Below are 21,733 nucleotides of genomic sequence, written 5' to 3' on the forward strand. Positions count from 1 at the left end.
TAAAATACTAATATCAAATACCCAACTATTCATATATAACATAGAAAGAGGAGTATAGACCTATGGAATTAAAAAATCTGACCACCTTTCTAGCAGTTGCAGAAAAAGAAACGATTTCAGCTGCCGCAAAACATCTACATCTCTCTCAACCATCCCTGTCACGACAGTTAATGGACTTAGAAAAAGAATTGGGCGTGACGTTGTTCACCCGTGGCAATCGCAAAATCACGCTAACAGAAGACGGACTGTTGTTTCGTAAACGGGCGGAAGAAATCGTAGAATTACTAGAAAAGACCCGCTCAGAATTCTTGTCGCCTCGAGATACGATCGCCGGCAATGTATCGATCGGAGCTGGAGAAACTTATGTGATTCAGTTGCTAGGAGCAATCATCAAAGAAATCCAAGCTGAATACCCCAACATCAAATTTCACTTTTATAGCGGCAACGCCGATGAGGTCAAAGAACGATTGGATAAAGGATTGTTGGATTTTGGCGTCGTAATCAGTCCAGCAGACGTCAAAAAGTACCATTCCTTGCGCTTGCCTGCCAAAGATACTTGGGGCGTGTTGATGCGAAAAGACAGTCCGCTAGCTGTCAAAGAGGTCATTACCCCAAAAGATCTCTGGGACGTTCCCCTAATTACTTCTCGACAAAGTCTGGTCAGCAGTGAACTTTCTAAATGGTTGAAAAAAGACCTGAAAAAATTGACGGTCGTCGCCACATATAACCTTGTTTACAATGCATCAAAGCTGGTAGAAGAAGGTGTCGGCTACGGCTTGACCCTGGATAAATTAGTCAACTTCGCCCCTGACAGTCCTTTATGTTTTAGAAAATTGAGTCCTACATTGGAATCAAACCTTGATGTCATCTGGAAAAACACCCAAGTTTTTTCAAAGGCTTCTGGACTTTTCTTGGAGCGGATGAAGGAAGCATTTGAAGAGATATGAAAAATAAAAACTGTTTCTTTTTTCATAGAAAGAAACAGTTTTTATTTAATGGCAATATTTTAGAGAGCCAACCACCTACTTATTATTTCACTTTGTATAGTAAATATTCTTGTCAAAAAGAGGACTTTGGGAGAGAATCTCTCATTTGCAAGTTCCTTCGACTTCAAACATCCATTTGTGTGTAAAATATTTCTCAGACAATTTCTTTCGGTAAAATTGGCATCCAGATTTCCCAGTTTGAGATTCTTTCTTGCGTATCTCCAGGAAAAACTTCAAGATTGGGCAGATCTTCATTTCGCCGATAGTGACTGGTTGGAAACCATTCCGTTAAGATTCTTGTATAGGCTTTGTCCCTAGTTTCATCAATACAGCCATCAATTTCGAATACCGCCCATGATGAAGCAGGTATGGTTTTTATCGATAGGGTTTCTTTCAAGGAAAACTCATTCTTATATTCTGCTCCAATTATGATGCTTAGATCATTTTTAATAGGATGGAAATCATACGCTGCGACTTGCCAATAGGGCGCTTGAAAGTTTTGAACCATCTGCTCATAATAGCTTTCATAAAACTCATACCATACAGTAGGCATACCTGCTGTAACTTCATCAGAAATCACACCTGATAAGCCTATAATCTCAAATTTTTCTTTCTCTTCAATTCTAAACGCCATGTCGCTCACTCCTTTTATACTAAGTAAGAAATGAATGGGTGGATAAGTCTTTACCGATACATTCGAGGTTCGTACAGATGTCGGGGTTGTACCGTGGAGTTCTTTAAACGCTCTCGAAAACGCAGCTGGTGATTCGTAACAGTATTTCAATGCAATGTCAATCATCTTCGTATCACTCTTTTGAATATCAAAAACTGCTTGCGACAATCTTCTGCGTCGAATGTATTCTGAAATAGATATTTCAGTCATGAATGAAAAGATACGAGAAAATTCATAGACAGAACATCCTAAAATAGTTGCTAAGGTTTGCAAATCGATAGGTTCTGTTAGATTTTTCTCAATATATTCAATCACTTCATTCATTCCTTTTAACCAATCCATCCAATCATCTCCTTCTGAATACTATTATAAAGAAATGAACAGTATATGCTTTGAATTTCTTGCTAAATATAAGACAGTCCGAAACAACTGCTCCTTTCTAATAAATATCACTTTCATTAATAATAAAGGAACTACTTGTCTACATAACATATTAACTCTCAGTCTCGTTTCATCTTTATTTTATACATAATTATCGATGAGCAGCCAAACAAGATTGTCAGCCCAATCCCCCAAAAAAATGCCATTTGTATTGTTCTTGTTGGCAAATCCTCGCTCAGTAGCAGTGATCGAAGGCTATCTAGAATAGGGGTCATCGGTTGGTTTTCAGCAAATATCCTTAGAAGAGGAGGCATCGTATCGGTCGGGACAAAAGCAGAACTTAAAAAAGGTAACGCACTAATCAGCAACATTAAGTCAGAAGAACTCTCAGGTGTTTTCGCCAAAATACCATTTAAAGTAGCTAGCCACATGATCATCTTAATATACAAAATCATTAACAAGATGATAATCATCCAAGCCTTAAAATTTGCTGTTGGTCTAAATCCTAACAAAATAGCCGTACCCATTGTTATCGTTACCGTGAATACGTTTTGTAAAATCGAAGATGTGACGTGAGCAAGCAGAATTGACGCATTTGAAATCGGCAACGTTCGAAATCGATCAATGATCCCATTTGTCATATCGTTACTTAAACGAACTGAAACAGATGGCGCGAATTGACCAATCGTTACTAAAATAATTCCAGGAACGATATAATCAATAAAGTTCCCCTCTCCTACATTCATCGCTCCGCCAAACGCATAGACAAAGACAACCAACATTGAAGCTGGCATGACAAGTGCTAGAGCAAAAGTTCCAGGCGTTCGAAAGGAAAATTTTAGGTTTCGTATAACTAATGTTTTCGTAGCTCTATACAGTGACTGATTAGAATTTTTCACACTCATACCGATTCCTCCTGTTTTTCTCCAATTAAGGCGAAAAAAGCGTCTTCTATTGTTGGTTGCTTGGGTGTAAAAGCTTCCAAAATAATACTCTCTTTATTGAGCTGATGTAAAACCTCTTCGAGTTGTTGCAGAGTTCCATCCGTCTGAACTTCTATTCCATGTTCATAACTACATTTCCGAAGTGGATAATTCTTCAATAACTCCATAACCTTTTTTTCATCTGCTTCATTCCTTACTTGAAGGTTTATGATTCCCTGTGGTAAAACCTGTTTCAGCGTTGCTGGTGTTCCCTTTGCAAGAATTACGCCATCATGCAATATCGCTATTTGATCTGCCAAAATCTCCGCTTCATGCAAATATTGGGTCGTCAGAAAAACTGTGGTTCCTTGAGCAGCCATTTCTCGAATGATTCTCCACATCTCAAGCCGGTTTTGGGGATCTAATCCAGTTGTCGGTTCATCTAAGAAAACAACCGATGCTTGGCCCATCAAACTCATAGCAATATCCAATCTACGTCGCATTCCACCAGAATAAGTGGCAACTAACCGATCCGCGGCGTCTTGCAATGAAAACAGCTCCAACAAAGCGGTAACTTCTGTTTTTTTATGGGGTAAGTTTCGCAATTCTCCAATCAAATACAAATTTTCGCGACCCGACAATAACTCATCCACTGTAGTGTATTGTCCCGTCAACGTAATATGTCGCCTCACTTCATTGGGTTGTTTTACGACATCATATTGGTTGATCATTACACAACCACTATCCATGGTTTTAAGCGTCGAAAGGATGTTCACAATGGTCTTTTTTCCGGCACCATTTGAGCCTAGCAGCGCAAAAATACTCCCGCTTTCAACGGTAAATGAGACCCCTTTTAACACTTGCTGCCTCTGAAAGGTCTTTTTTAAGTCTTTCACCACAACAGCTGGAAGTCGATTATTTTTCATCATATTTCACCTCTTTCTACTTGTTCCTGATTGTTTCTTAAGTAGAAATCTAGAGCCTTCTCGATAAACGACTGTTTCGCTTTCCACTTTTTGTCGCCGTATTTAGTAGCGATATCCGCAAACTCATTGAGTAAATGCGTATTATCACCAACGATCTGCATCACTACTTGCCAAAAACGTTGAGCAAATCGTTGTCCTTGCGTGCTGTCAGGAGCAACACCGGCAAGATGCAATTGTTCCGCTTCTTCCAGTAGAAGATTTTGTTCTTGAACCAAATCGCCAATCTCTGCTTCATATAAATTCGCAACTTGTGTCGTTACTTTTTCAGAAAAATGTTTTCTCGTCCAATACAACTCACTGTTTGATTGCAACAACATGATAATGTCTGCATAGGCAGCCCAGTCTACTTTTTCCATCGTTGTTACTTCCTGAGCAAACGCTTCCAATGCTTCTAAACTATCTGTTAAAGAACTGATTTTTTCTCTCAACTGCTTTATTTGTTTGACAAGAATACTGGACACCTCTTCTGGATTGCTCATCGTTGGCAATACTTGTTTGATTTGCTCCAGAGAGAATCCTAAATATTTTAACGATAGAATTTGGTGCAACTTTACGAAGTCTTTGTCTGTATAAAGTCGTCGGCCCCCTTCACTCACTGAGGAAGGCATCAGAATCCCTCGCTTGTCATAATATTGAAGTGTTCGCACCGTTACGTCCATTTTTTTTGCCAATTGACCTACTGTCATATAGCCATGAGGAATCCCATTGCTTTTTTCATCCATCTTTGATTTTGCTCCTCTCATTTGCATTACGCTCTTCTTGTGTTCAGTATAGCTCATGACCTAACGTTATGAACAAGCTATCTTATCAGCATTTTTTCTTCTCTATGCAAATCTCATCAACTAGTAAAAACGGAAATGTCTGTTCCAGCTTTTAACCTAAAAAAGACGTCTCCTTTTAAAAGAAACGTCTTTCAAATATACGTATGGATATCCTTTATGCTTGTTCATTAAATCATCTATCCGGAAGTAGCAACCGAATGCTCAAGCGACTATTTTCATAATTAGCCATAATGGTTCCATTCATCTCTTCAATAAGTGATCGTGATATGGCCAAACCCAAGCCAGTTGATTTCCTAGTAGTATCTACTGTATAAAAACGATGAAAGAGTTGCGCCACTTGAACCTGATCTAGCTCCTTCGCTGTATTGCAAAAAACGATTTCACCTTCTTCAGACAAAGTTATTTCCAAATCCCCATCAGTATACTTAATAACATTACTTAAAACGGTAATCCCTCATTCTATAAAGAGTAACCTCTACAGCAACGATCAGTAAAACCTTACCTTACTTTCTTCGTTATCTCCGAATCCCTTTAGATAAATGATTTTCTGAAATTGACTAAAACATAAATATCATTCAAAGGACTATCACTAGCAACATCAAAAATCACAGAGAAAAACTTCATTTTCGTGCCATTAGTTGGCGCCTTATGAATGCTTTCTTTTGTTTCTTCACTGATTGGTAAAGACAATAACTGTGTTCGGACTTTCTCGCTAAAGTGAAAGGAAACTTTGAAGAAACCCTCCCACATCGAGAGCCAAAAAATCGGTTTCACTTTATTCGTTCCACGAGTCGTTGTCCATTTGTATTCGCCTTTGGACAACCACGCTTTTCCATCTTGGTAATAGCGCCAACCCATAAGAGAGATGCCCTCGTTTTCAAAGGTTTCGATAAAACGTTGATAAATGACATATCCTTCACCCAGAGATTCTGCAATCAGCTGCTCTGTTGGTTTCACGTTTCTGTCTCGAAACAATTGCTCTTTGCCTTCCATCCGTTCACTCAACTCCTTTACTGTATTCATATTTAATTATTGAAAAAGACAGGTTGTAATCTCTTCGTGTGACATCCCTAAATCTAGTTGGCCAGACTTGTCCCTGTCATCAGGTAATATTTTACGATTAGGTTTACGCTTTATAGAAAGCAAGCGAATGATATCTTCACAAAGCGAGTTATCATAGATATCAAAACCAAGCCATTTACCGTCATGGTAAGTTTTGGCTTGATCATATCTATAACTTACTTTTTTACTTAACAGTTCCCGTTCTTCTTCAAATGTCTCTCTTTCCCTTTTACCTAGAACAATACAAGCGATAAAATATCTTTGACGAATTGAGAGAGTAATCAATGTCTTACCACCCCGCCTAAAACGCAAATTGTGATAGTGCTTATGATTAGGATTTCCTTCAGCCCATAACTCATCCATTATATAATAGTTTCGGATATATCCGACTAACATTTCCCAAGCCTCACTTGCTGATCCAAGCATGGTTTTAACCTCATCATATGATTTTATTTCTTTACTCATTTGCAAACCTCCTTTTGAAAAGTTCATAGTTTTCAAAAAATCCTTCCCACTAAATGTTGATAATACTACAGTACAAAATAAGCAACCCAGTCCTGTTTACATAAATTTGGCAAATCAGCTGTTGCATAGGCTTCTTTGAGCACTCTTAATATAAGGTTCTGAAAGAATAAAAACGCTGATATTCAAATATGTAAAAATCCAAGTTCTTTCGTTCGTTGACCACTTGTATCTTTCTTTGTAGAATCATTTTTCATTTTGATGGTAGCGTATCCAAAAGAGTAATGCGCTCTTTTTCAAACGTCGTTAAATCGTATCTTGATTACCTAACGCTCCAGCAAGCCACTGCATGCTAATTTAATCTTATTGATATCATCAGTGATGACCCAATCATCCATATTTTTTTCTCGATTGTACTGAAATGGTGTTATTTCTTCTAATTCAGCGATTTCATAGACCGCTAGATACTTTTTCCCTGCCCAACGATCGACTTGTTTTTTCGATAAATTCAACTCTTTTTCATAGCGTTTTACAAAATCTATGGATTCTTCTTTCGTCATCTTTTCAGATTCAGTCACGTTGGCAAGGATGCCTCGATGAGTGATGGTCAAATCGCCGCCGGTCTCCACAAAATAAACAAGATCGTTGATTTTGGCTCTTCCTCCTAAAGGTGATTTTCTTCCGGCTGCCCCCCGAATGATCATTGTTTTGTCACCTTGAATCAGTTTCTCAAGCTCTTGGGCTTCCTTATTTAAATAGACCAAATGTTCTGCCCGACCGGCTTTCCCTTGATACCATTCTGCTGTTTTTGTCATAAGAAGTTCCTCTTTTCATATGAATTGTTTTTTGCGCTGTTCTTTCCATGGTGGCTAAGTTATTTGAACGTTTTTTCAATCGTATATAGATGAGAGCGACAACTGTTTAAATTGATGAACGAATAAAACTCTTGTGCAAAGGCATTTGGCGTGCCGCATCGGGCAAATGCTTCCGCATCTTCTTTCGTTTCGAACTTGGTGATGTCCGCCCAAGTTTCTCCATCTACGAATAATTCAAAAGAAAGGTATCCTCTTTGTTTGGAAATGTATTCTCGGTTTAATTGTTCAACAACACGAACAAATTCCGCTGTTGAAACACCCTTTTTTAATTTGTATGAGTTATGAAAAGCAACCTGTGCCATCGTGTTCCCCTCCTTTCTGATTCCCTCAAGAAATAGAGCACTTAAAAAACGAATAGTTGTCGATTCAACCTTCAAATGACTTTTTAACGTCCTGTTGTATTTCCACTTGTAATCTCTAGACAGTTGCAACGAAAAGTCCGTTCAACTGGAGAGCCTTCGATACGGAAACGATCACCCAACAACTTCCCCCAATAGCTTGTCGTGGGGAACGATCAAACATTTCTCCATTGCTTTCCAATAACTTTCATACAACCTTTTTTGAGCTTTACCATAGTTTTCTTCGGTATCAAACTCCCAATAGTGGGCATATTTCACACATTTTATGACTCTTGTCAATGGATCAGGCAGGCGCCCTTCCTTGATGGTGCTCATTTCTTTAATGTAGTGGGTTCGTTTCATTAATCGAAAGAACATAGCTCCCTCCATGACCTTCATTGCCTCTGTTGCTTCTTGCATGATTGCTTCAAAGGTATCGACTTCACTTGGTTTCACTTGATAGATACTGATTTCTGAAAACACTCCTACCGCTCCTTTCGCTTGTGATTTTCTTCTCAACTATAGTATACCAAGTTTACGCCAGTGATTGTTTGGTCATTTTATTCATTTCTTATTTATCTTCCGTTTATTATTCATTTAGCCACCTATATGTGGTACCAAAATGCTAGATTATAAATTCATAAAACGAGTAGCCAACTTTTCTCAATAGGTCTCTGCTTGTCGCGATCAAGAAAGGATTCTTAAAGCTGTTACCTACAATAAAGCAGTCGGCTTATGACAGCGGACTGCTTTTACTTATTGCTCGTTATTGAAATAGAAATGGTTTAAGATCTGTCTCGATAAAGTCGATTCGATCAAAGACAGTTGGCTTAAAATAAGCCGTAATGGCGATAACAATCTCTGATTCGAGATCGATATAAAGGACATTTCCACTATTGCCGATGGCGGCATAGGAGCTTTTCTCAGTATCCAAGATCCACCACAAATATCCATAACTCATGTTTTGAAATTTCTCTATGTTTGTCTCTAGCGGATTGACCATTTCAGTGAGCCATTGTGAGGAAATCACTTGTTTTCCTTGATGGATGCCATGGTTCAAGCATAGCTCACCGATTTTGGCTAAATCTTTTGCTGAAAGACAAAGCCCGTAACCTGCAGTGCCAATATTTAAAGGATCGCAAAACCAAACTGGTTTTTTTGGTGCCTTGTCCATCGTAAAGTACTTATGCTCTTCTGCCGTTTCCGCATAATAGCTGGTCATTTCGGCTACGCCAAGAGGTCGAAATAAATAATGGTTCGCATAATCAACAGTCGTCATTCCAGAAGCTTTCGCTAACAAACCAGTGAGGATCTGCAGACAAACGGTTTGATAATTGAATTCATTTGTCACTCCTTTTCTTCCTCCCAATAAATCAAGGGAGGCGCTGGTCCAGTCATCACTCGAGCAAACCTTTGTCCATGGATCACCTTTGCATTTATACGGTGCTCGCATCGTTAATAGGTGTTTGATGGTAATGTCGTAAATCGTTTTTTCGCCCCGTTTTACTTGATAGTCTGGAAAATAATCGAGGACTTTGTCATTGACACTCCTGATGAAGCCTTGATCGATCGCTATCCCGACTAGTAGAGAAACGATACTTTTCGTAGCGGACATAAAGTGGCAAGTGTCCTCTGGCTTATACTCATGCCATTCATCCGAGTAAACTTCCTTTCCATTTTGGTAGGCAGAAATTTGGCAAATATTGGGCTGGTTTTTACTGATACATGCATGCAGTTCTTGTCTAATCATTTGTAAGCCTCCCTTTAAAGATAAGCATAAGGCCATTAAAAATGGTTTTCAACGTTATTTTTAAAATTGTTTTTAACGAATCTTTTAAAAGACTGTTAGCTTTGAATAAGCAAAAAAGGCCCTCAATGATAGAGGTACCTTACTTAAAGCTTTCGAATATCGATTTTTGATTTCTATCCAGATTTTTTGAGAGGATCGTTATCAGTAATTCTTCTAATGCGGAAATAGTGGCGATGATCCCCAAAATCAAGACAACAATTTTTTCATGGAACATGATGAGCAACAACGGGAAAATACATAAAAGAAATCCGACTGCTTTGTTAAGCCATGTATGCAGACTGCCAAAAGACCGATATTTTATATAGCCAATCAGATAACTGACGAAACGGATGATAGCGATCACCAAGATCCAAACCATGATTGCTTGGGTTTCCAGAAGCCGAGGTAGTAAAGAAAGAAAAACGGCGAGAAAAAAGCTGACATCTGCGAAACTGTCTAGTAAGGCACCGACCTCACTGGTGAGCTTCATCCTTCCTGCAAGCAGCCCATCGACAAGGTCACTTAAAAAACAATAGGAATAGAGCAGCCAAAACCAGCCAGACATTGGCTGAAGGAATAGTAAAAGTGGTGATAGAATCAGTCGAGAAGTGGTAAGGATATTGGGTAATTGCTTCATTTGTTTCCCCCAGAGATACATTTTCTGAATACTTAAGATTGTTGCAAATTTTTTAAAGAAGCTCAGAAACGTTTAAATGTTCTTTCTTCTAATCATTTCGGCGATGCCCCCTATGAATGTTTCACAGCTTGTCCCTAATGCTCCTGCAAAAATCTTATCCGTTCTGTACTATCTGGCATCTGATTCCAAACCTTTATCCATCGTCCTTCTCGGTAAACCTCGTATTCTTCAAAACGACAAGGAAGCCCTTTTGCATGAGCGATATCACTGGTGTCCATCACTTGAAAATGCAGATGAGGCGAAGTCGAATTTCCTGAATGGCCGACGTTTCCGATCACCATCCCTTTGGTGATGTTTTGTCGTACGGAAACAGTGACAGATCCTTTTTGCAGATGGACAAATGCCATATAAACGCCCTCAGAAGCTTTTATCACAATGTAGTTGCCAGCTATTTGTTGATAATCATCTTTGTGTTCATTATAAAACAAACCATTTTTTACAGCGATCGAAAAGTCTCTGATCCAGTGAACGATTTTCCGTTCCCGATAGCCATCTCTTGCAACAATTACTTCGCCATCACAAGGTGCATAGATTTTTTCGCCCCAACAATAACAGCTCTCCAGCGGAACCCCTAAGAAGAAATAGCGCAGAAAGCTTCGATCATGAAAAGCCTTGGTTTTCCCCTCAAAATTAACTTGTAAAAAATCAAAGGAATAACGCAACCCCATTCGATCGGTACCATGGCTAGGAATCTTTTCGGCTGGTGTAGTCGGCGCAAGCCACTCACCTCTTAAGGGGAATCCAATGGTTATCGGCTGCTCTTTCATAAGGCTTTCTCCTTTTTGGCTCACATGATCCCTTTTATTTGGAAATGACTATCATCCGCACGGCACTCTACACCTGCGCTTTACTCCTTTTCACTATAGGTCACCTAAGGCTTTTTTTCAACTCTAAAAAAGTGGGCTAACGGGCGTGTTATCAAAAAAACACCTCAATCATGTAGCAATTCCAAAATGTTAGACCAAAAATTCTAACTCTTGAGCGTCGCTTCACGAATGGGGTGTTCTTACATTTTATTTTTGTAGCTCCTGTCGGTGACGGCTAATCCATCCAGCTATCATCTGACAAAATAGCGTTTGTCCATCTTCTACTGTTTGCGCTCCACCAATCGATAGTAGACCCTTGCGGTGATGAAATACACCAGCAGATAAATCATTGTAAACAATAGGACAGAAATAATCGATACCGTAATCAATAAGTTGCGATCTGTTAGACCAAAAAGAAGCAACAACTTCTGAATCATCGGAAAAGCAAACGCTAAATGGATGATCGCAGCAGCTAAAGGAAACGAGAAGATCATCAAGACTTGCTGCTGGATCACTTGTTTGACTTCCTTATGGCTTAACCCAACTTTTTGCAAGATCTCGAAACGTTCTTTGTCCTCCATTCCTTCGGAGACTTGTTTATAATAAATGATCAACGCGGCAGCTAAAATAAAGATCACACCAAAAATCAAGCCTAAGAAGAAAAAACCACCAGTAAAGGTTTTTGTCTCATCTTCAAAAAGATCTTTTGACTGAACGCTCGCATGAGCATCTGCTGCCAGAAGTTCGCTGCGAATCTCTTTTGCGATGATTTCACGATCGCTTGCTTCTGCTGTTTGAAAATTGAAGACTGTTGTTGTTACTGGTTGCTGGTAAAGCTGGAAATCTTCGTTTTGATACCAAGCGCTTAGCTTTTCGGCAAGCCACTGATCATCCGCCACGAGAACAAGATGCTGAACGGGGTTTTCTGTTTTCGTGAATGTTGGCAGTTCTTTCAATTCCCGCAAGCGAAATTGACGATCATCGATCGTCGTCTTTTCTGGTAATGCTTTTTGCGTCCAGGTTGCCGGAAAAACGAATAATTCATCTTCAGCGGGTCCTGTTTTCCCGGTGATTTCATGGTATTCAGAACTGGTAAGAAAAATAAGATACACGGCTTTATCTAAGCTACCGCTATTTTCTTCAAAAGTGGTTGAGGGAACAAAAGTTGGTTCCTCAAAGGTAAAAAGCAACGGTCTTGTTGTAGTGACTTGTTGGCGCTCTTTGATCGTTAGCTTCTCTTCAAGTCCATCAATCGCTGTGTTGATTTGCTGGGAATCAGCTGCTGATTCAATTTGAACATCGTACGGATAACGGGTGTCGATCACATTCTTTTGTCCAAAATAAAGACTGGCGGTCGTAGCAACGGTCACTAACACCATCGTTGATAAGATACAGATACTCGCTAAACCAGCCGCATTTTGTTTCATCCGATACAACATGGTAGAGACATTGATAAAATGGTTCGTTTGATAATAATAGGTCGTTCGTTTTCTTAAAAACTGCAATGCTTTGATACTGCCAGCAATAAACAACAGATAGGTGGCTAAAATCACGAGGATAACTGCGACAAAGAAGAGCCCTAAGGCACTGATGGGAGACTTGATTGTCACAGAAATCGTATATCCTGCTACTAAACAAAGGACACCCAAAAGTGCTAAAATGCCTTTCGCACGAGGCTCTTTTTCATTACGTTTGCTTCCCTGTAGCAGTTGAAGTGGGTTGGTTTTGCGTACTTGCAACAGGTCAAATAAAAATAAACACCCAAAGATGAATATAAAATACAGGATCACCAAGCCAATACTCTCAAATGACAGTTTAAAAACAAAGAACTCGCCTACAGCTAATATTTTCTTCAAAATCAAAAATCCTAATCGTGCAAACAATAAGCCACTGATCAATCCGGCGGCAAGGCTAATGAGAAAACTGTAAAAGAGTTCCCAAAAGACCACGAAGGCTATCTCACGTTTTCCTAGTCCTAAAACATTGTAGAGACCAAATTCTTTTTTTCGCTGTTTGATCAAAAAGTTATTGGTGTAAAAGGAAAAGATCGCCGCAAAAATCATGAGGATGATATTTCCTAAACGAAACATGAAGATGGCGCTTTGACTACTAGGAAGTTCCTTCATTCCTGGATTGTTCACGATGATTTGCGTCATCATCAAAACAGCCACCAAGAAAATCATAGATAATAAAAAGGGTGTGTAAGCTTTAGCATTTTTACGCAAATTGGAGAAGGCGATTTTTTGAAAGAACATCGTTACTCCTCCTTTGCAAAGACAGCAGTCATTGTTTCGGCGATTGCTTCTAGAAAAGCGGTATTGCTGCGATCCCCTCGATACAGCTGGTGAAACACATACCCGTCTTTGATAAACAAGACGCGTTGTGCGCGACTGGCTGCGATCGAACTGTGAGTGACCATCACGATCGTCTGTCCATTTTGATTGATCTGTTGAAATAATGTCAGCAGTTGATCAGAGGTTTTCGAATCCAGCGCTCCGGTTGGCTCATCTGCTAAAAGCAGTTCTGGTTTTGTGATGATCGCTCGTGCGACGGCGACCCGTTGCTTTTGTCCGCCAGACAATTCATACGGATAGTGCTGCAATAAATCGGCGATCCCTAAAGTTTGTACGATGGGCTGAAGCTGCTTTTCCATTTGTTTGAAGGAAACTTTCGATAAAACTAATGGCAACAAAATATTGTCCTTTACCGAAAAGGTGTCCAACAAATTAAAGTCTTGAAAAACAAAGCCTAAGTGATCCCGTCGAAAACTCGCTGCGTCTTTTTCCTTGATCGTGGTCAGATCGATGCCATTCAGCTGCATTTCCCCCGCTGTCGGTTGGTCTAACGTCGCCATCAAGTTCAGCAACGTACTCTTTCCCGAACCTGATTCCCCCATGATAGCGACATATTCCCCTTCTTCTACCATAAAGGTAATGTTTTTCAACGCTTCAACGGGTTGTCCGTTCAGCTGGCTTTGATAGATTTTTTTTACTTGTTGAATGTTTAAAAGTGTCATCTTGTTCCCTCCTTCCTTTTTAGAATAAGCTGAGTGGCAGAAAAAAGCGACTTACAATAAAAACCGCAAACTTACAGTGTTGAAAGTTTGCGGCTATCGGTTATTTGTGGTGGGAAAACGAAGCGTGACAATGGTTCCCTGTCCTACTTCAGAATCAATCGATAAACGGCAGCCGATTTTTTCAGCCGCTTGTTGACTCATATATAAGCCTAGCCCGCTCGCTCGTTGCTGAAAGCGACCATTTTGTCCCGTATATCCTTTCTCAAACACCCTTGGCAAGTCTTCCTTACGAATACCAATGCCGCTATCTTGAATCACCAAGGCATTGTCTTTAGTGAAAACAGTGATGCCACCGGTTTCGGTATACTTCAAGCTGTTGAAAAGAACCTGTTCAAAAATAAAAACAAGCCACTTTCGATCGGATGTCACCGTTAAATCCACCGCCATATCCAGTTGCAGATTCTTTTTCGAGAAAAACAAGGCATACTTTTTGATCGTTTGACGAACGAGGGGCGCTAAAGCAATCGACTCGAAGACAAAATCTTCATTCGCTAAATTTTGTCGTAAATAATTCAACATCATTTGCAAGTAATCATTCACCTTAAATAATTCCGCTTTGACCTCCGTCGGTGACAACGAATCGCTTTGCACCAAAAGATCTAGCGCCGCTAGAGGCGTTTTGATTTGATGAAGCCACAAACCGAAATCTTCATAAATTTCTTCATTTTTCATGGTTGCTTTGTAATCGGACAGCGTTTTTTCTTTTGCCAGCTGCCTTAGAAGGGCTTGGTATTCGTCTTCTAAACGATTTCGATTGGCAGGCAAGAACGCCAACGCCGCTTCCGTCATACGTTCTTTTCTTAATAAATGCTGTAGCTGCTTTCTTTTTTGTGCGTAACGAAAATAATGAAAAAGGGAAAGTCCCCCTAAGATCACCCCTGAAAAGACCACATAGTCAATGAAGGGCTCCAATGAAAGGCTATGGAGAAAGAATAGCCCAAATAAGCCCGTACTAAATAGCAGGTAAACGAGATAAAACTTTCCATAAAGCACGAAATATTCTTTCACGTTAGTCATAGGCGTGTTCCTTTTCGATCAAATACCCTTTATTCTTTACCGTCTGGATCAAATCGGATAGTTCGATCTGGCTCAATTTTTTTCGCAAGCGAGTCATATTGACTGCTAATGTATTGTTATCGATGAACTCTTCACTATTCCAGAGCATTTCAATGATGGTCTCTTTGGCTACGATCTTCCCTCGATGCTGCAAAAGCAAGGAAAGAATCCGAGCTTCATTTGGAGACAGTGGCAACTGTTCCCCCTGTTTTTTTAATACATTTTCTGTGGGATAAAAGGTTACTTGCCCTATCTCAAAGGTCAGCGCTTGTTGGTGGCTATACTGATAGCTGCGCCGCAGCAACGCTTGGATTTTTGCCAAAACGAAGGCTAAATCAAAGGGTTTTGTTAAATAATCATCCGCCCCCATGTTCATTGCCATGATCTGATTCATCTGTTGATCCATCGACGAAAGGAAAATGATCGGCACTTCTGACGTCTTGCGAATTTCTTGGCACCAATGATACCCGTTGTAATAAGGCAGCGAAATATCTAAAAGAACGAGATCCGGTTTGATCTCATGAAACTCTTGCAAGATACTAGCAAAATTCTTCGCCGAAACACATTCGTACCCCCACTGCTGCAAATATTCTGCTAAAACAGAGACGATCGTTGCATCATCTTCAACAAGATATATTTTTTGCATGTCTTTCTCCCCTCTGTTGTTTAATCAACTGCTTCTTTACAGACAGTGTACCAGAAAAGAAAAAGAATCGTCTAGATGGGGGGAAAACTTTCAAAGGGCTGTTTTTTCCTCAATCCTCTGCCAATCGAGCAAGGATTTCTTGGTAACGCTGTGTAGCAAAGGGACTGATTTGTCCTTTTTTACAAAAATTCAGTTTCCCCAGTTTTGGTACGACCCGTTCTACGATGACATTGCCATTTTGAACTTTTGATTCAAACTGCTGCAAAGCCTCTAAAAACCGTGCGTCTTTTCTGGCAGCAGGATAAAAAGACAAGACATACAGATAATAAAAAAGATTGTACCCTCTAAAGGGATATTCTGTCTGCATAAATAATGTGCCCATCCCATAATGACAAGGACTGATTGGCTGCCGGATCTCCCAATGAGCAAGCAAAAATTCGATTGCTTGCTTAAGCGTTTCCATCTGCTCACGATCATGAGTATATCGAAAGGCATCAATGATAAAAATTCGAACGTTTTTTAACACACGAGTTAGATTTCTGTTTTTGAATTATCCAAATGAATTTTAGGAAACAAATAGTTTTTTCCAGACAGACGTACTTTTAAAAAAGAGTGTTCTAGTTTTCCTGATGACAGGTTCGAAAAAAGTTTGTCTCTGATATCGCATGGTCATTCGAACCCCATAATGAAAGATCACCTGAATAGGAACACGTTCACGCAACAAGTTCATGCCACGCTCTTTTAGTTTAAGGAATCAGGCATAATGAAATAGTTCAAAACGAATGCCTTCTGGGCTTTCAAAGAATAAGGCATAGTAGTTAGGGGCGATGCGCTCTTTGTACTCCATTGGTCGATCGTGAAGGATCTTTACCCCTAAGGCTTTTATTTGGGGAAAGATCCCATCTACTATTTCACGGCTTTCCGCCTTAAACGCCATATGCTGAATAGAGCCCGGTTTTCTTGAATCGATTTTCTCGTTCTTCCATTCTTTTCGTGGGGAACAAATACCGAAATCAAATGAATCCCCTATATATTCTACTACTTCCATCTCGGCATGTTCTAAATACCCAGAATATTTCTTCTGAAGGTCGAAACCTAATAGTGCAAATAATTGGTCATAAAAGCCTTCTGCTTTTTTTACATCATTGACTGTGATTTGGATATGGTGAAACTGAATGCTCATAATCGCTCCTTTCTGGCTAACCAAATAAGTGTTTCAGGAAGAAAAGCCGCTTGCGGGAGATTGACTCAACTAAATTAACTAGGAAGCTCACTTAATTTAGAAATCACCTTTTCCATTGCCTTTGCTACTTCTTTAGGCAGCTTATTATAGCCGTCATTTTCTGTTTCTTGAGCCAAAATAAAGTCCAGCCGTCCTTGCATTCGCTCTCTTAAATAAGCAACATAAGAGGCATCTTGAAAATCAACTTCAAAGCCTGTTACTGGCAGGAAACTCATCTCTGTGATCCCGCCAAAATTTTTAAATTCAGCCTCATGTTCTACGATTATTTCAATCGATGTCAGCGTGACCTCAGGCGTGACCTTCTTGCCTTTGTAAAAGCCTGTGTTTAGAATATAACAAGCCGTTTGGTTTTCTTTGAATAAGTGCATGAAATGAGCAAAATCTTCTCCTAAAGGGTAAACTCTAAATGGATTGGCATAAGGTTCGATGACCAGTTTATCTATATCCGTGGTCTCGACAACATGTTCAGCTGTCGTACGCTTCGTAGCTAAGGTCAAACCAAAAACAGCGGCTAAAATCGGATCGTCAATTTTTACTACAGGAGGCAGCGTGTCATCTTTCATGATCCAAAATACTGCATCGATCGGTGAATCTAAATGATCCACCCGATTGGGTGTGACATACCGTGATTTGACGGTTCGGCCATTCCCGTTACGAATATCTTGGGTCACGAGGACCTTTTTTCCTTCCTCGTCCAAAGTAACCCCAACATTTTGACAGGTGATAAAGTAGCGGACATTTGGGTTGGTTAATGGATAGTCTTGCGTTTTATCAAAATAAGAAGGCTCCAGAGCAGTGGACGCACCATTTGTTTGATTAATCACAAATGCATCGTCATGCAGAACCTTGATCTCATATTTGCCATCATGTTCCGCCAATGTGATAGTCGATTTTCCTGATCCTGAAAGACCAAAAGCAGCCATCGTAAATGTTCGATTCGGTAACTGATATTGCTTCATTCCCCCATGACACGCCACAAAGCCATTGCGATGCGCGGTAGCCCAAGCCAAAGTTAATGTCGCTTTTTTCAATTCACCAAAATAGTTTAAGCCTAAGACTGCCGCAACATTGTGTTCAGGATCAAAGAGAGACAGCCCATAAGGAAAATCAGGATGAGACCAATCTGGATCAGCGTACAAAAAAATGTCCGTCTCTGGATATTCTTTGGAACGTTGATACCTTTCCTCCCATGATTTCGTCATCAATTGAAAATTCAACAAATAAGAGTAAAAATTGGTTTCATAGTGCTCTGGTAACAACAGGTGAGCTTTGACCATAAACGCTTCGTCTAATCCTACAACAACTTCACTGCCATAAAATTTTTTACGTGTCCCTTGAAACAAAGCATCTCTTAAAATCCCTTCATACAATTTTCGATCAATCCCGGGATGTCCGATGATGCGTCGAGCTGCTGCTGTCCGCCCGACTACTTTCCCGTCATTAAACACGATGACTTTTGCATCCTCTGGTAAACCTAGCTCTTCGGTGTTGGTGACCGGCATATCCGTAAGAATAGCGCCAGAAGATTCTTTTGCTAAGTGATAAGCAGTGGCTAGATCATCAATCCAAGTGACATTGTTCCCATAAAAAGCTGACTCTATCAACACTTTAAAACTCGACAAATGCGTATTCTGCGGTGTAATCTCTTTGTGTGAAAATGCACGAATCGTTGCCATGTGCAATCCCTCCTAACAAAAATTTTCTATTCACTACGTTTATTATAATACTTTCTAATCACCACATGCCATATTTTTTTATACGCTTACATATTAATGGCCGACCAAACTTTATGTTGAGGGATTTGGATGTCTGCATATTTGAAGCTTCACCACAATATTTAAGCAGCAACTCAAACAAAATAAATGAGAATCGAAAAATTTTCTCCCTTCCCTCATGCAAATCTAAACTTTTGACAACAATTGGTCATGAAAGATTATAATGCAGCTCCTTATCTTCCTTTTCCATAATCACAACGCTAAATACACCTAATGGAGTTTTTTATGAGGCCGGATTCAAGATTTTGTATCCATCTTATTGTGATGTCCATATCAAAAATTTGTTAAAAGGCCTAGAATAAAAATATCGAATCTTAACATCATCGTAGTAACACTTTATATTAGACCTATTATAACTAGTTAAGATTAGGTTAGTTAGGTTAATAATTCATTTCGTTCTACCCTTTTCTGATTACATAGCAATTTACAAAATAAGTAAAATAAATTCTCCCGCTGTAGAAAAATACTCGAAAGCATTGCTTTTTTCTCAAGTTCCCCCTCGTTCTCAATAAGCAACAGCCATTGTATTGACCAAAATTTTTTCTTTAATATATGTAATTAACTAACTTTATATTCTTAGCTTATATCTATAAGTGAGAAAAAAATGTAGGAAATAAATAAACAAAATAAAATGACTGATAAGTATTTCCTGTTTTTCATCTTGGGTTCTAAATCTTAACTATAAACTTTCTCGAATTTTTATACATTTTTCCACTATAAACTTCATAAACAAGTTTTAATATAGATAATCGACAACAACATTTAATCAATGCAATTTAACAGCTTGAATTTCTTTTTGTTTGATGGATACAAGTTTTATGTAGCATAGCAATTACTATTAATTGGTTACTCAACAAGAAATTAATCACTATATCATCATTACAGTGATGATTTAAGCTTGGCCCATATGAGAAGGACGGTCTACAAAGCAAATAAAGCAGAACTAAAAATTGGTGTAAATCCATAAGCAAAACTGTCGATCTCTACCTCACGTCGTAAGGTACGATCATTTCCAAATATACCAACAAGTACAATCATTGAATAAGTTCCAATCAATTAGCTTAAAAAGATGATATTAACAACTAATGCTTATAAAAATATCAAAAATAGCTTACCCAAACTCCCTATATGAAAACCACTACTCAAAATAAAATATAGAAGAAGATCCAAGAAAATCCTGAACATCGACATCAAAGCTGGAACTATCTATTCAAAATCCCATTAAATGTTGCACTAAATTCAACTAAAAATAGTTGATTTTAGTGCAACAGTTTTAGGTGCCACATTCGAAACCTAAAGACTATATAAAGTAAGATAGTCTTGCGCCGCCGTTAATTATTGTTCATATAACAGAATTAAGGATGTTTATTCTTTAAAAATTACAAAGAAATCATCGGCACATGAAATTGCTGATTGATTTTTTTGATTTCAGTTAAATCACATTTAGGCTGACGATCATAGGTCAATAATCCATTGATTTCCTGTTCCACATCCGTCAATTGTGTATAACAATATCCCCACAAAATTTGTGACTGGCTAACTGCATCCATGATTCGTTTATACTCTTTTAGAAAAGTTGCTTCATCTTTTACTGAAGTATAGCCCCATCCTGGTTGACCAGAAACATCATAGCCAATTCCGCCAAACTCAGTCAATAAGATTGGTTCGCCTTGGTGATGAAATCCTTCTGCATAAATACTCCATGGTGCAGATAAATGAGATAAAATCGTTTCTTTGCTATTTAATGTTTCTACAAAATAGTTATACTTTTTCACCTCTTCTTCTGTTCCATGGGCATAATTATGGATCGCACAAATATCTGTTTCCGTCATAGACCAACCATCATTTGAGATCACTAAACGAGTAGTGTCCACTGAATGGAGATAGTGGTACATTGTTTGCGAAAAATGTTGCTGCTGACGATCTCGCTGAATCGCCGGCACTCCCCAACTCTCATTTACTGGAACCCACGTCACGATACTCGGATGATTGTAATCCCGAGCCACAATTTCTCCCCACTCTTTTAGTGATCGATCAACCATTTGTTTACTATACCATGCTGGAGACGCTGCTTCTCCCCATACGAGATAACCCAACCGATCTGCATGATACAAGAATCGTGGGTCTTCTGTTTTCTGATGCTTTCTACAGCCATTGAAGCCCATTTCCTTTGCCAATTGGATATCTTTCACAAAGGCTTCATCTGATGGAGCAGTCAATAAACTTTCTGGCCAATAGCCTTGGTCCAACACGAGTTTTTGATAGTAAGGTTTATTATTCAAATAGACCATACCATTCTCTACATGGATTTTTCGCATACCAAAATAGCTACTCACATGATCAATTACGCGTTCATCCTGATATAAAACTAAGTTCAAATCATAAAGATTAGGGGTTTCTGGTGTCCAAGATCGACCTTCCCCATGAAAGTTTTGATTAAAAATCTTCCCGCCGATGACATCAACAGCAAAATCAATCACAGGATTCTCAATTTTAACTTCTCCATTTGCAACGGCTTCATTTTTATAAGTAATTTGATAACCTAATTTGAGATTTGAACACTGTCTATTGATTGAGGCTACGATGTTAATTTTATCGGCATCAAAGAGTGGTGTTAGCTTCAGATCCTGCAAATAAACTTCGTGAACTTCCTCGATCCAAACCGTTTGCCAAATCCCAGTGGAATTTGTATACCAGATCGAGCGGCTTTCTTCTTCCCACGTTTGTTTGCCCCTTAAAATAGTTTCATCTTGGTGAGGATCAAAGACACGCAAAGTGATATTCTGCATCATATCCTTGTCCATCGCTTCAGTAATATCTACTTCAAAGGACGTGTGTCCCCCTTCATGGGTAAATACTAGCTGACCATTGACGTAAACATCCGTTAAATAATCTACCGCACCAAAATGTAGCAAATATCTTTTCGCTGGTTTGGGAGTCAGATCAACTTCACGTTTATACCAAACAATTTCATGTATGGAGCGATCATTGATTCCACTTTCTTCTGTTTGATAAACAAAAGGAACTTGAATCTCATTAGAAAGTGCTTCTCTCAGAAACCATTTTTCTTGCTTGCCCTGATTGTCATCGTCAAATTCAAACCCCCAAGTGCCGTTCAAGTTGAGCCAATTCTGACGAACAAATTGCGGTCGGGGATACTCTGTTCTTCTCATTTTC

The 21,733-nt window shown here is 39.2% G+C and carries 21 protein-coding genes and 1 pseudogene; 1 reads left to right on the forward strand and 21 read right to left on the reverse strand.

Annotation, left to right across the window (positions count from 1 at the left end):
* Positions 1 to 62: 62 nt before the first annotated feature.
* Positions 63 to 947, forward strand: coding sequence for a LysR family transcriptional regulator (locus tag IAE45_RS03210; protein ID WP_200124939.1), 885 nt, complete (start codon positions 63 to 65; stop codon positions 945 to 947).
* A 193-nt stretch (positions 948 to 1,140) separates the two neighbouring features.
* On the opposite strand, the gene IAE45_RS03215 is transcribed toward IAE45_RS03210, so the two are convergent.
* The 21 genes and pseudogenes from IAE45_RS03215 to IAE45_RS03315 all read right to left on the reverse strand — a co-directional run bounded on the left by IAE45_RS03215 (position 1,141) and on the right by IAE45_RS03315 (position 21,729).
* Entirely contained in the window at positions 1,141 to 2,001 is an 861-nt protein-coding gene (locus tag IAE45_RS03215) for an AraC family transcriptional regulator (protein ID WP_077453758.1), read from the reverse strand.
* A 158-nt stretch (positions 2,002 to 2,159) separates the two neighbouring features.
* Positions 2,160 to 2,945 (reverse strand): ABC transporter permease, encoded by a 786-nt coding sequence (locus IAE45_RS03220; RefSeq protein WP_200124941.1) that lies wholly within the window; start codon positions 2,943 to 2,945, stop codon positions 2,160 to 2,162.
* Positions 2,942 to 3,889, reverse strand: a complete 948-nt coding sequence (locus IAE45_RS03225) for an ATP-binding cassette domain-containing protein (RefSeq protein ID WP_200124943.1) — start codon at positions 3,887 to 3,889, stop codon at positions 2,942 to 2,944. Before IAE45_RS03225 ends, IAE45_RS03220 begins: the two co-directional genes overlap by 4 nt.
* The gene (locus tag IAE45_RS03230; RefSeq protein WP_200124945.1) at positions 3,889 to 4,671 is read right to left on the reverse strand and encodes a MerR family transcriptional regulator; all 783 of its coding nucleotides are present in this window, start codon (positions 4,669 to 4,671) and stop codon (positions 3,889 to 3,891) included. The genes IAE45_RS03225 and IAE45_RS03230 overlap by 1 nt, the downstream gene beginning before the upstream one ends.
* 232 nt (positions 4,672 to 4,903) lie before the next feature.
* Positions 4,904 to 5,182, reverse strand: coding sequence for an ATP-binding protein (locus IAE45_RS19345; RefSeq protein WP_369522135.1), 279 nt, complete (start codon positions 5,180 to 5,182; stop codon positions 4,904 to 4,906).
* Positions 5,183 to 5,262: 80 nt separating this feature from the next.
* Positions 5,263 to 5,754 carry a DUF3788 family protein gene (locus tag IAE45_RS03240; protein WP_233618930.1) on the reverse strand — a complete coding sequence of 164 codons (492 nt, stop codon included), beginning with the start codon at positions 5,752 to 5,754 and terminating at the stop codon, positions 5,263 to 5,265.
* A gap of 6 nt (positions 5,755 to 5,760) precedes the next feature.
* A complete protein-coding gene (locus tag IAE45_RS03245; protein WP_200124949.1) occupies positions 5,761 to 6,258 on the reverse strand; it encodes a DUF3788 family protein in 498 nt (165 codons plus the stop codon).
* A 323-nt stretch (positions 6,259 to 6,581) separates the two neighbouring features.
* Complete coding sequence (locus tag IAE45_RS03250) at positions 6,582 to 7,070, reverse strand: hypothetical protein (protein WP_200124951.1); 489 nt, start codon at positions 7,068 to 7,070, stop codon at positions 6,582 to 6,584.
* 59 nt (positions 7,071 to 7,129) lie between these two features.
* Positions 7,130 to 7,432 carry an antibiotic biosynthesis monooxygenase family protein gene (locus tag IAE45_RS03255; RefSeq protein WP_200124953.1) on the reverse strand — a complete coding sequence of 101 codons (303 nt, stop codon included), beginning with the start codon at positions 7,430 to 7,432 and terminating at the stop codon, positions 7,130 to 7,132.
* A gap of 171 nt (positions 7,433 to 7,603) precedes the next feature.
* Positions 7,604 to 7,951 carry a hypothetical protein gene (locus tag IAE45_RS03260; RefSeq protein WP_170924087.1) on the reverse strand — a complete coding sequence of 116 codons (348 nt, stop codon included), beginning with the start codon at positions 7,949 to 7,951 and terminating at the stop codon, positions 7,604 to 7,606.
* A 283-nt stretch (positions 7,952 to 8,234) separates the two neighbouring features.
* Complete coding sequence (locus IAE45_RS03265; RefSeq protein ID WP_200124955.1) at positions 8,235 to 9,218, reverse strand: serine hydrolase domain-containing protein; 984 nt, start codon at positions 9,216 to 9,218, stop codon at positions 8,235 to 8,237.
* 139 nt (positions 9,219 to 9,357) lie between these two features.
* Positions 9,358 to 9,894, reverse strand: coding sequence for a CDP-alcohol phosphatidyltransferase family protein (locus IAE45_RS03270; protein WP_200124957.1), 537 nt, complete (start codon positions 9,892 to 9,894; stop codon positions 9,358 to 9,360).
* 134 nt (positions 9,895 to 10,028) lie between these two features.
* Complete coding sequence (locus tag IAE45_RS03275) at positions 10,029 to 10,721, reverse strand: M23 family metallopeptidase (protein WP_200124959.1); 693 nt, start codon at positions 10,719 to 10,721, stop codon at positions 10,029 to 10,031.
* A gap of 320 nt (positions 10,722 to 11,041) precedes the next feature.
* Positions 11,042 to 13,015 carry an ABC transporter permease gene (locus IAE45_RS03280; RefSeq protein WP_200124961.1) on the reverse strand — a complete coding sequence of 658 codons (1,974 nt, stop codon included), beginning with the start codon at positions 13,013 to 13,015 and terminating at the stop codon, positions 11,042 to 11,044.
* 2 nt (positions 13,016 to 13,017) lie between these two features.
* On the reverse strand, positions 13,018 to 13,776 hold the full coding sequence (locus tag IAE45_RS03285) for an ABC transporter ATP-binding protein (RefSeq protein WP_200124963.1): 759 nt from the start codon (positions 13,774 to 13,776) through the stop codon (positions 13,018 to 13,020).
* Between the two features lie 93 nt (positions 13,777 to 13,869).
* Entirely contained in the window at positions 13,870 to 14,853 is a 984-nt protein-coding gene (locus IAE45_RS03290; RefSeq protein ID WP_200124965.1) for a sensor histidine kinase, read from the reverse strand.
* Complete coding sequence (locus IAE45_RS03295; protein ID WP_016611088.1) at positions 14,846 to 15,538, reverse strand: response regulator transcription factor; 693 nt, start codon at positions 15,536 to 15,538, stop codon at positions 14,846 to 14,848. The genes IAE45_RS03290 and IAE45_RS03295 overlap by 8 nt, the downstream gene beginning before the upstream one ends.
* A gap of 109 nt (positions 15,539 to 15,647) precedes the next feature.
* Positions 15,648 to 16,040: pseudogene (locus tag IAE45_RS03300) on the reverse strand (prenyltransferase); the annotation flags it as partial.
* A gap of 252 nt (positions 16,041 to 16,292) precedes the next feature.
* Positions 16,293 to 16,721 (reverse strand): VOC family protein, encoded by a 429-nt coding sequence (locus IAE45_RS03305; RefSeq protein ID WP_200124967.1) that lies wholly within the window; start codon positions 16,719 to 16,721, stop codon positions 16,293 to 16,295.
* A 74-nt stretch (positions 16,722 to 16,795) separates the two neighbouring features.
* Positions 16,796 to 18,457, reverse strand: a complete 1,662-nt coding sequence (locus IAE45_RS03310) for a phosphoenolpyruvate carboxykinase (ATP) (RefSeq protein WP_200124970.1) — start codon at positions 18,455 to 18,457, stop codon at positions 16,796 to 16,798.
* A 1,478-nt stretch (positions 18,458 to 19,935) separates the two neighbouring features.
* On the reverse strand, positions 19,936 to 21,729 hold the full coding sequence (locus tag IAE45_RS03315) for a glycoside hydrolase family 2 protein (RefSeq protein WP_200124972.1): 1,794 nt from the start codon (positions 21,727 to 21,729) through the stop codon (positions 19,936 to 19,938).
* Between the last annotated feature and the right edge of the window lie 4 nt (positions 21,730 to 21,733).

Source organism: Enterococcus sp. S53, assembly GCF_016516865.1.
Lineage (GTDB): Bacteria > Bacillota > Bacilli > Lactobacillales > Enterococcaceae > Enterococcus_D > Enterococcus_D innesii.

What these genes read in the sequence shown, in the direction of transcription:
- IAE45_RS03210 (WP_200124939.1), top strand. Translation starts at nt 63, where the DNA reads ATGGAATTAAAAAATCTGACCACCTTTCTAGCAGTTGCAGAAAAAGAA.
- IAE45_RS03215 (WP_077453758.1), bottom strand. Translation starts at nt 2,001, where the DNA reads ATGGATTGGTTAAAAGGAATGAATGAAGTGATTGAATATATTGAGAAA.
- IAE45_RS03220 (WP_200124941.1), bottom strand. Translation starts at nt 2,945, where the DNA reads ATGAGTGTGAAAAATTCTAATCAGTCACTGTATAGAGCTACGAAAACA.
- IAE45_RS03225 (WP_200124943.1), bottom strand. Translation starts at nt 3,889, where the DNA reads ATGAAAAATAATCGACTTCCAGCTGTTGTGGTGAAAGACTTAAAAAAG.
- IAE45_RS03230 (WP_200124945.1), bottom strand. Translation starts at nt 4,671, where the DNA reads ATGGATGAAAAAAGCAATGGGATTCCTCATGGCTATATGACAGTAGGT.
- IAE45_RS03240 (WP_233618930.1), bottom strand. Translation starts at nt 5,754, where the DNA reads ATGAATACAGTAAAGGAGTTGAGTGAACGGATGGAAGGCAAAGAGCAA.
- IAE45_RS03245 (WP_200124949.1), bottom strand. Translation starts at nt 6,258, where the DNA reads ATGAGTAAAGAAATAAAATCATATGATGAGGTTAAAACCATGCTTGGA.
- IAE45_RS03250 (WP_200124951.1), bottom strand. Translation starts at nt 7,070, where the DNA reads ATGACAAAAACAGCAGAATGGTATCAAGGGAAAGCCGGTCGGGCAGAA.
- IAE45_RS03255 (WP_200124953.1), bottom strand. Translation starts at nt 7,432, where the DNA reads ATGGCACAGGTTGCTTTTCATAACTCATACAAATTAAAAAAGGGTGTT.
- IAE45_RS03265 (WP_200124955.1), bottom strand. Translation starts at nt 9,218, where the DNA reads ATGATTAGACAAGAACTGCATGCATGTATCAGTAAAAACCAGCCCAAT.
- IAE45_RS03270 (WP_200124957.1), bottom strand. Translation starts at nt 9,894, where the DNA reads ATGAAGCAATTACCCAATATCCTTACCACTTCTCGACTGATTCTATCA.
- IAE45_RS03275 (WP_200124959.1), bottom strand. Translation starts at nt 10,721, where the DNA reads ATGAAAGAGCAGCCGATAACCATTGGATTCCCCTTAAGAGGTGAGTGG.
- IAE45_RS03280 (WP_200124961.1), bottom strand. Translation starts at nt 13,015, where the DNA reads ATGTTCTTTCAAAAAATCGCCTTCTCCAATTTGCGTAAAAATGCTAAA.
- IAE45_RS03285 (WP_200124963.1), bottom strand. Translation starts at nt 13,776, where the DNA reads ATGACACTTTTAAACATTCAACAAGTAAAAAAAATCTATCAAAGCCAG.
- IAE45_RS03290 (WP_200124965.1), bottom strand. Translation starts at nt 14,853, where the DNA reads ATGACTAACGTGAAAGAATATTTCGTGCTTTATGGAAAGTTTTATCTC.
- IAE45_RS03295 (WP_016611088.1), bottom strand. Translation starts at nt 15,538, where the DNA reads ATGCAAAAAATATATCTTGTTGAAGATGATGCAACGATCGTCTCTGTT.
- IAE45_RS03305 (WP_200124967.1), bottom strand. Translation starts at nt 16,721, where the DNA reads ATGAGCATTCAGTTTCACCATATCCAAATCACAGTCAATGATGTAAAA.
- IAE45_RS03310 (WP_200124970.1), bottom strand. Translation starts at nt 18,457, where the DNA reads ATGGCAACGATTCGTGCATTTTCACACAAAGAGATTACACCGCAGAAT.
- IAE45_RS03315 (WP_200124972.1), bottom strand. Translation starts at nt 21,729, where the DNA reads ATGAGAAGAACAGAGTATCCCCGACCGCAATTTGTTCGTCAGAATTGG.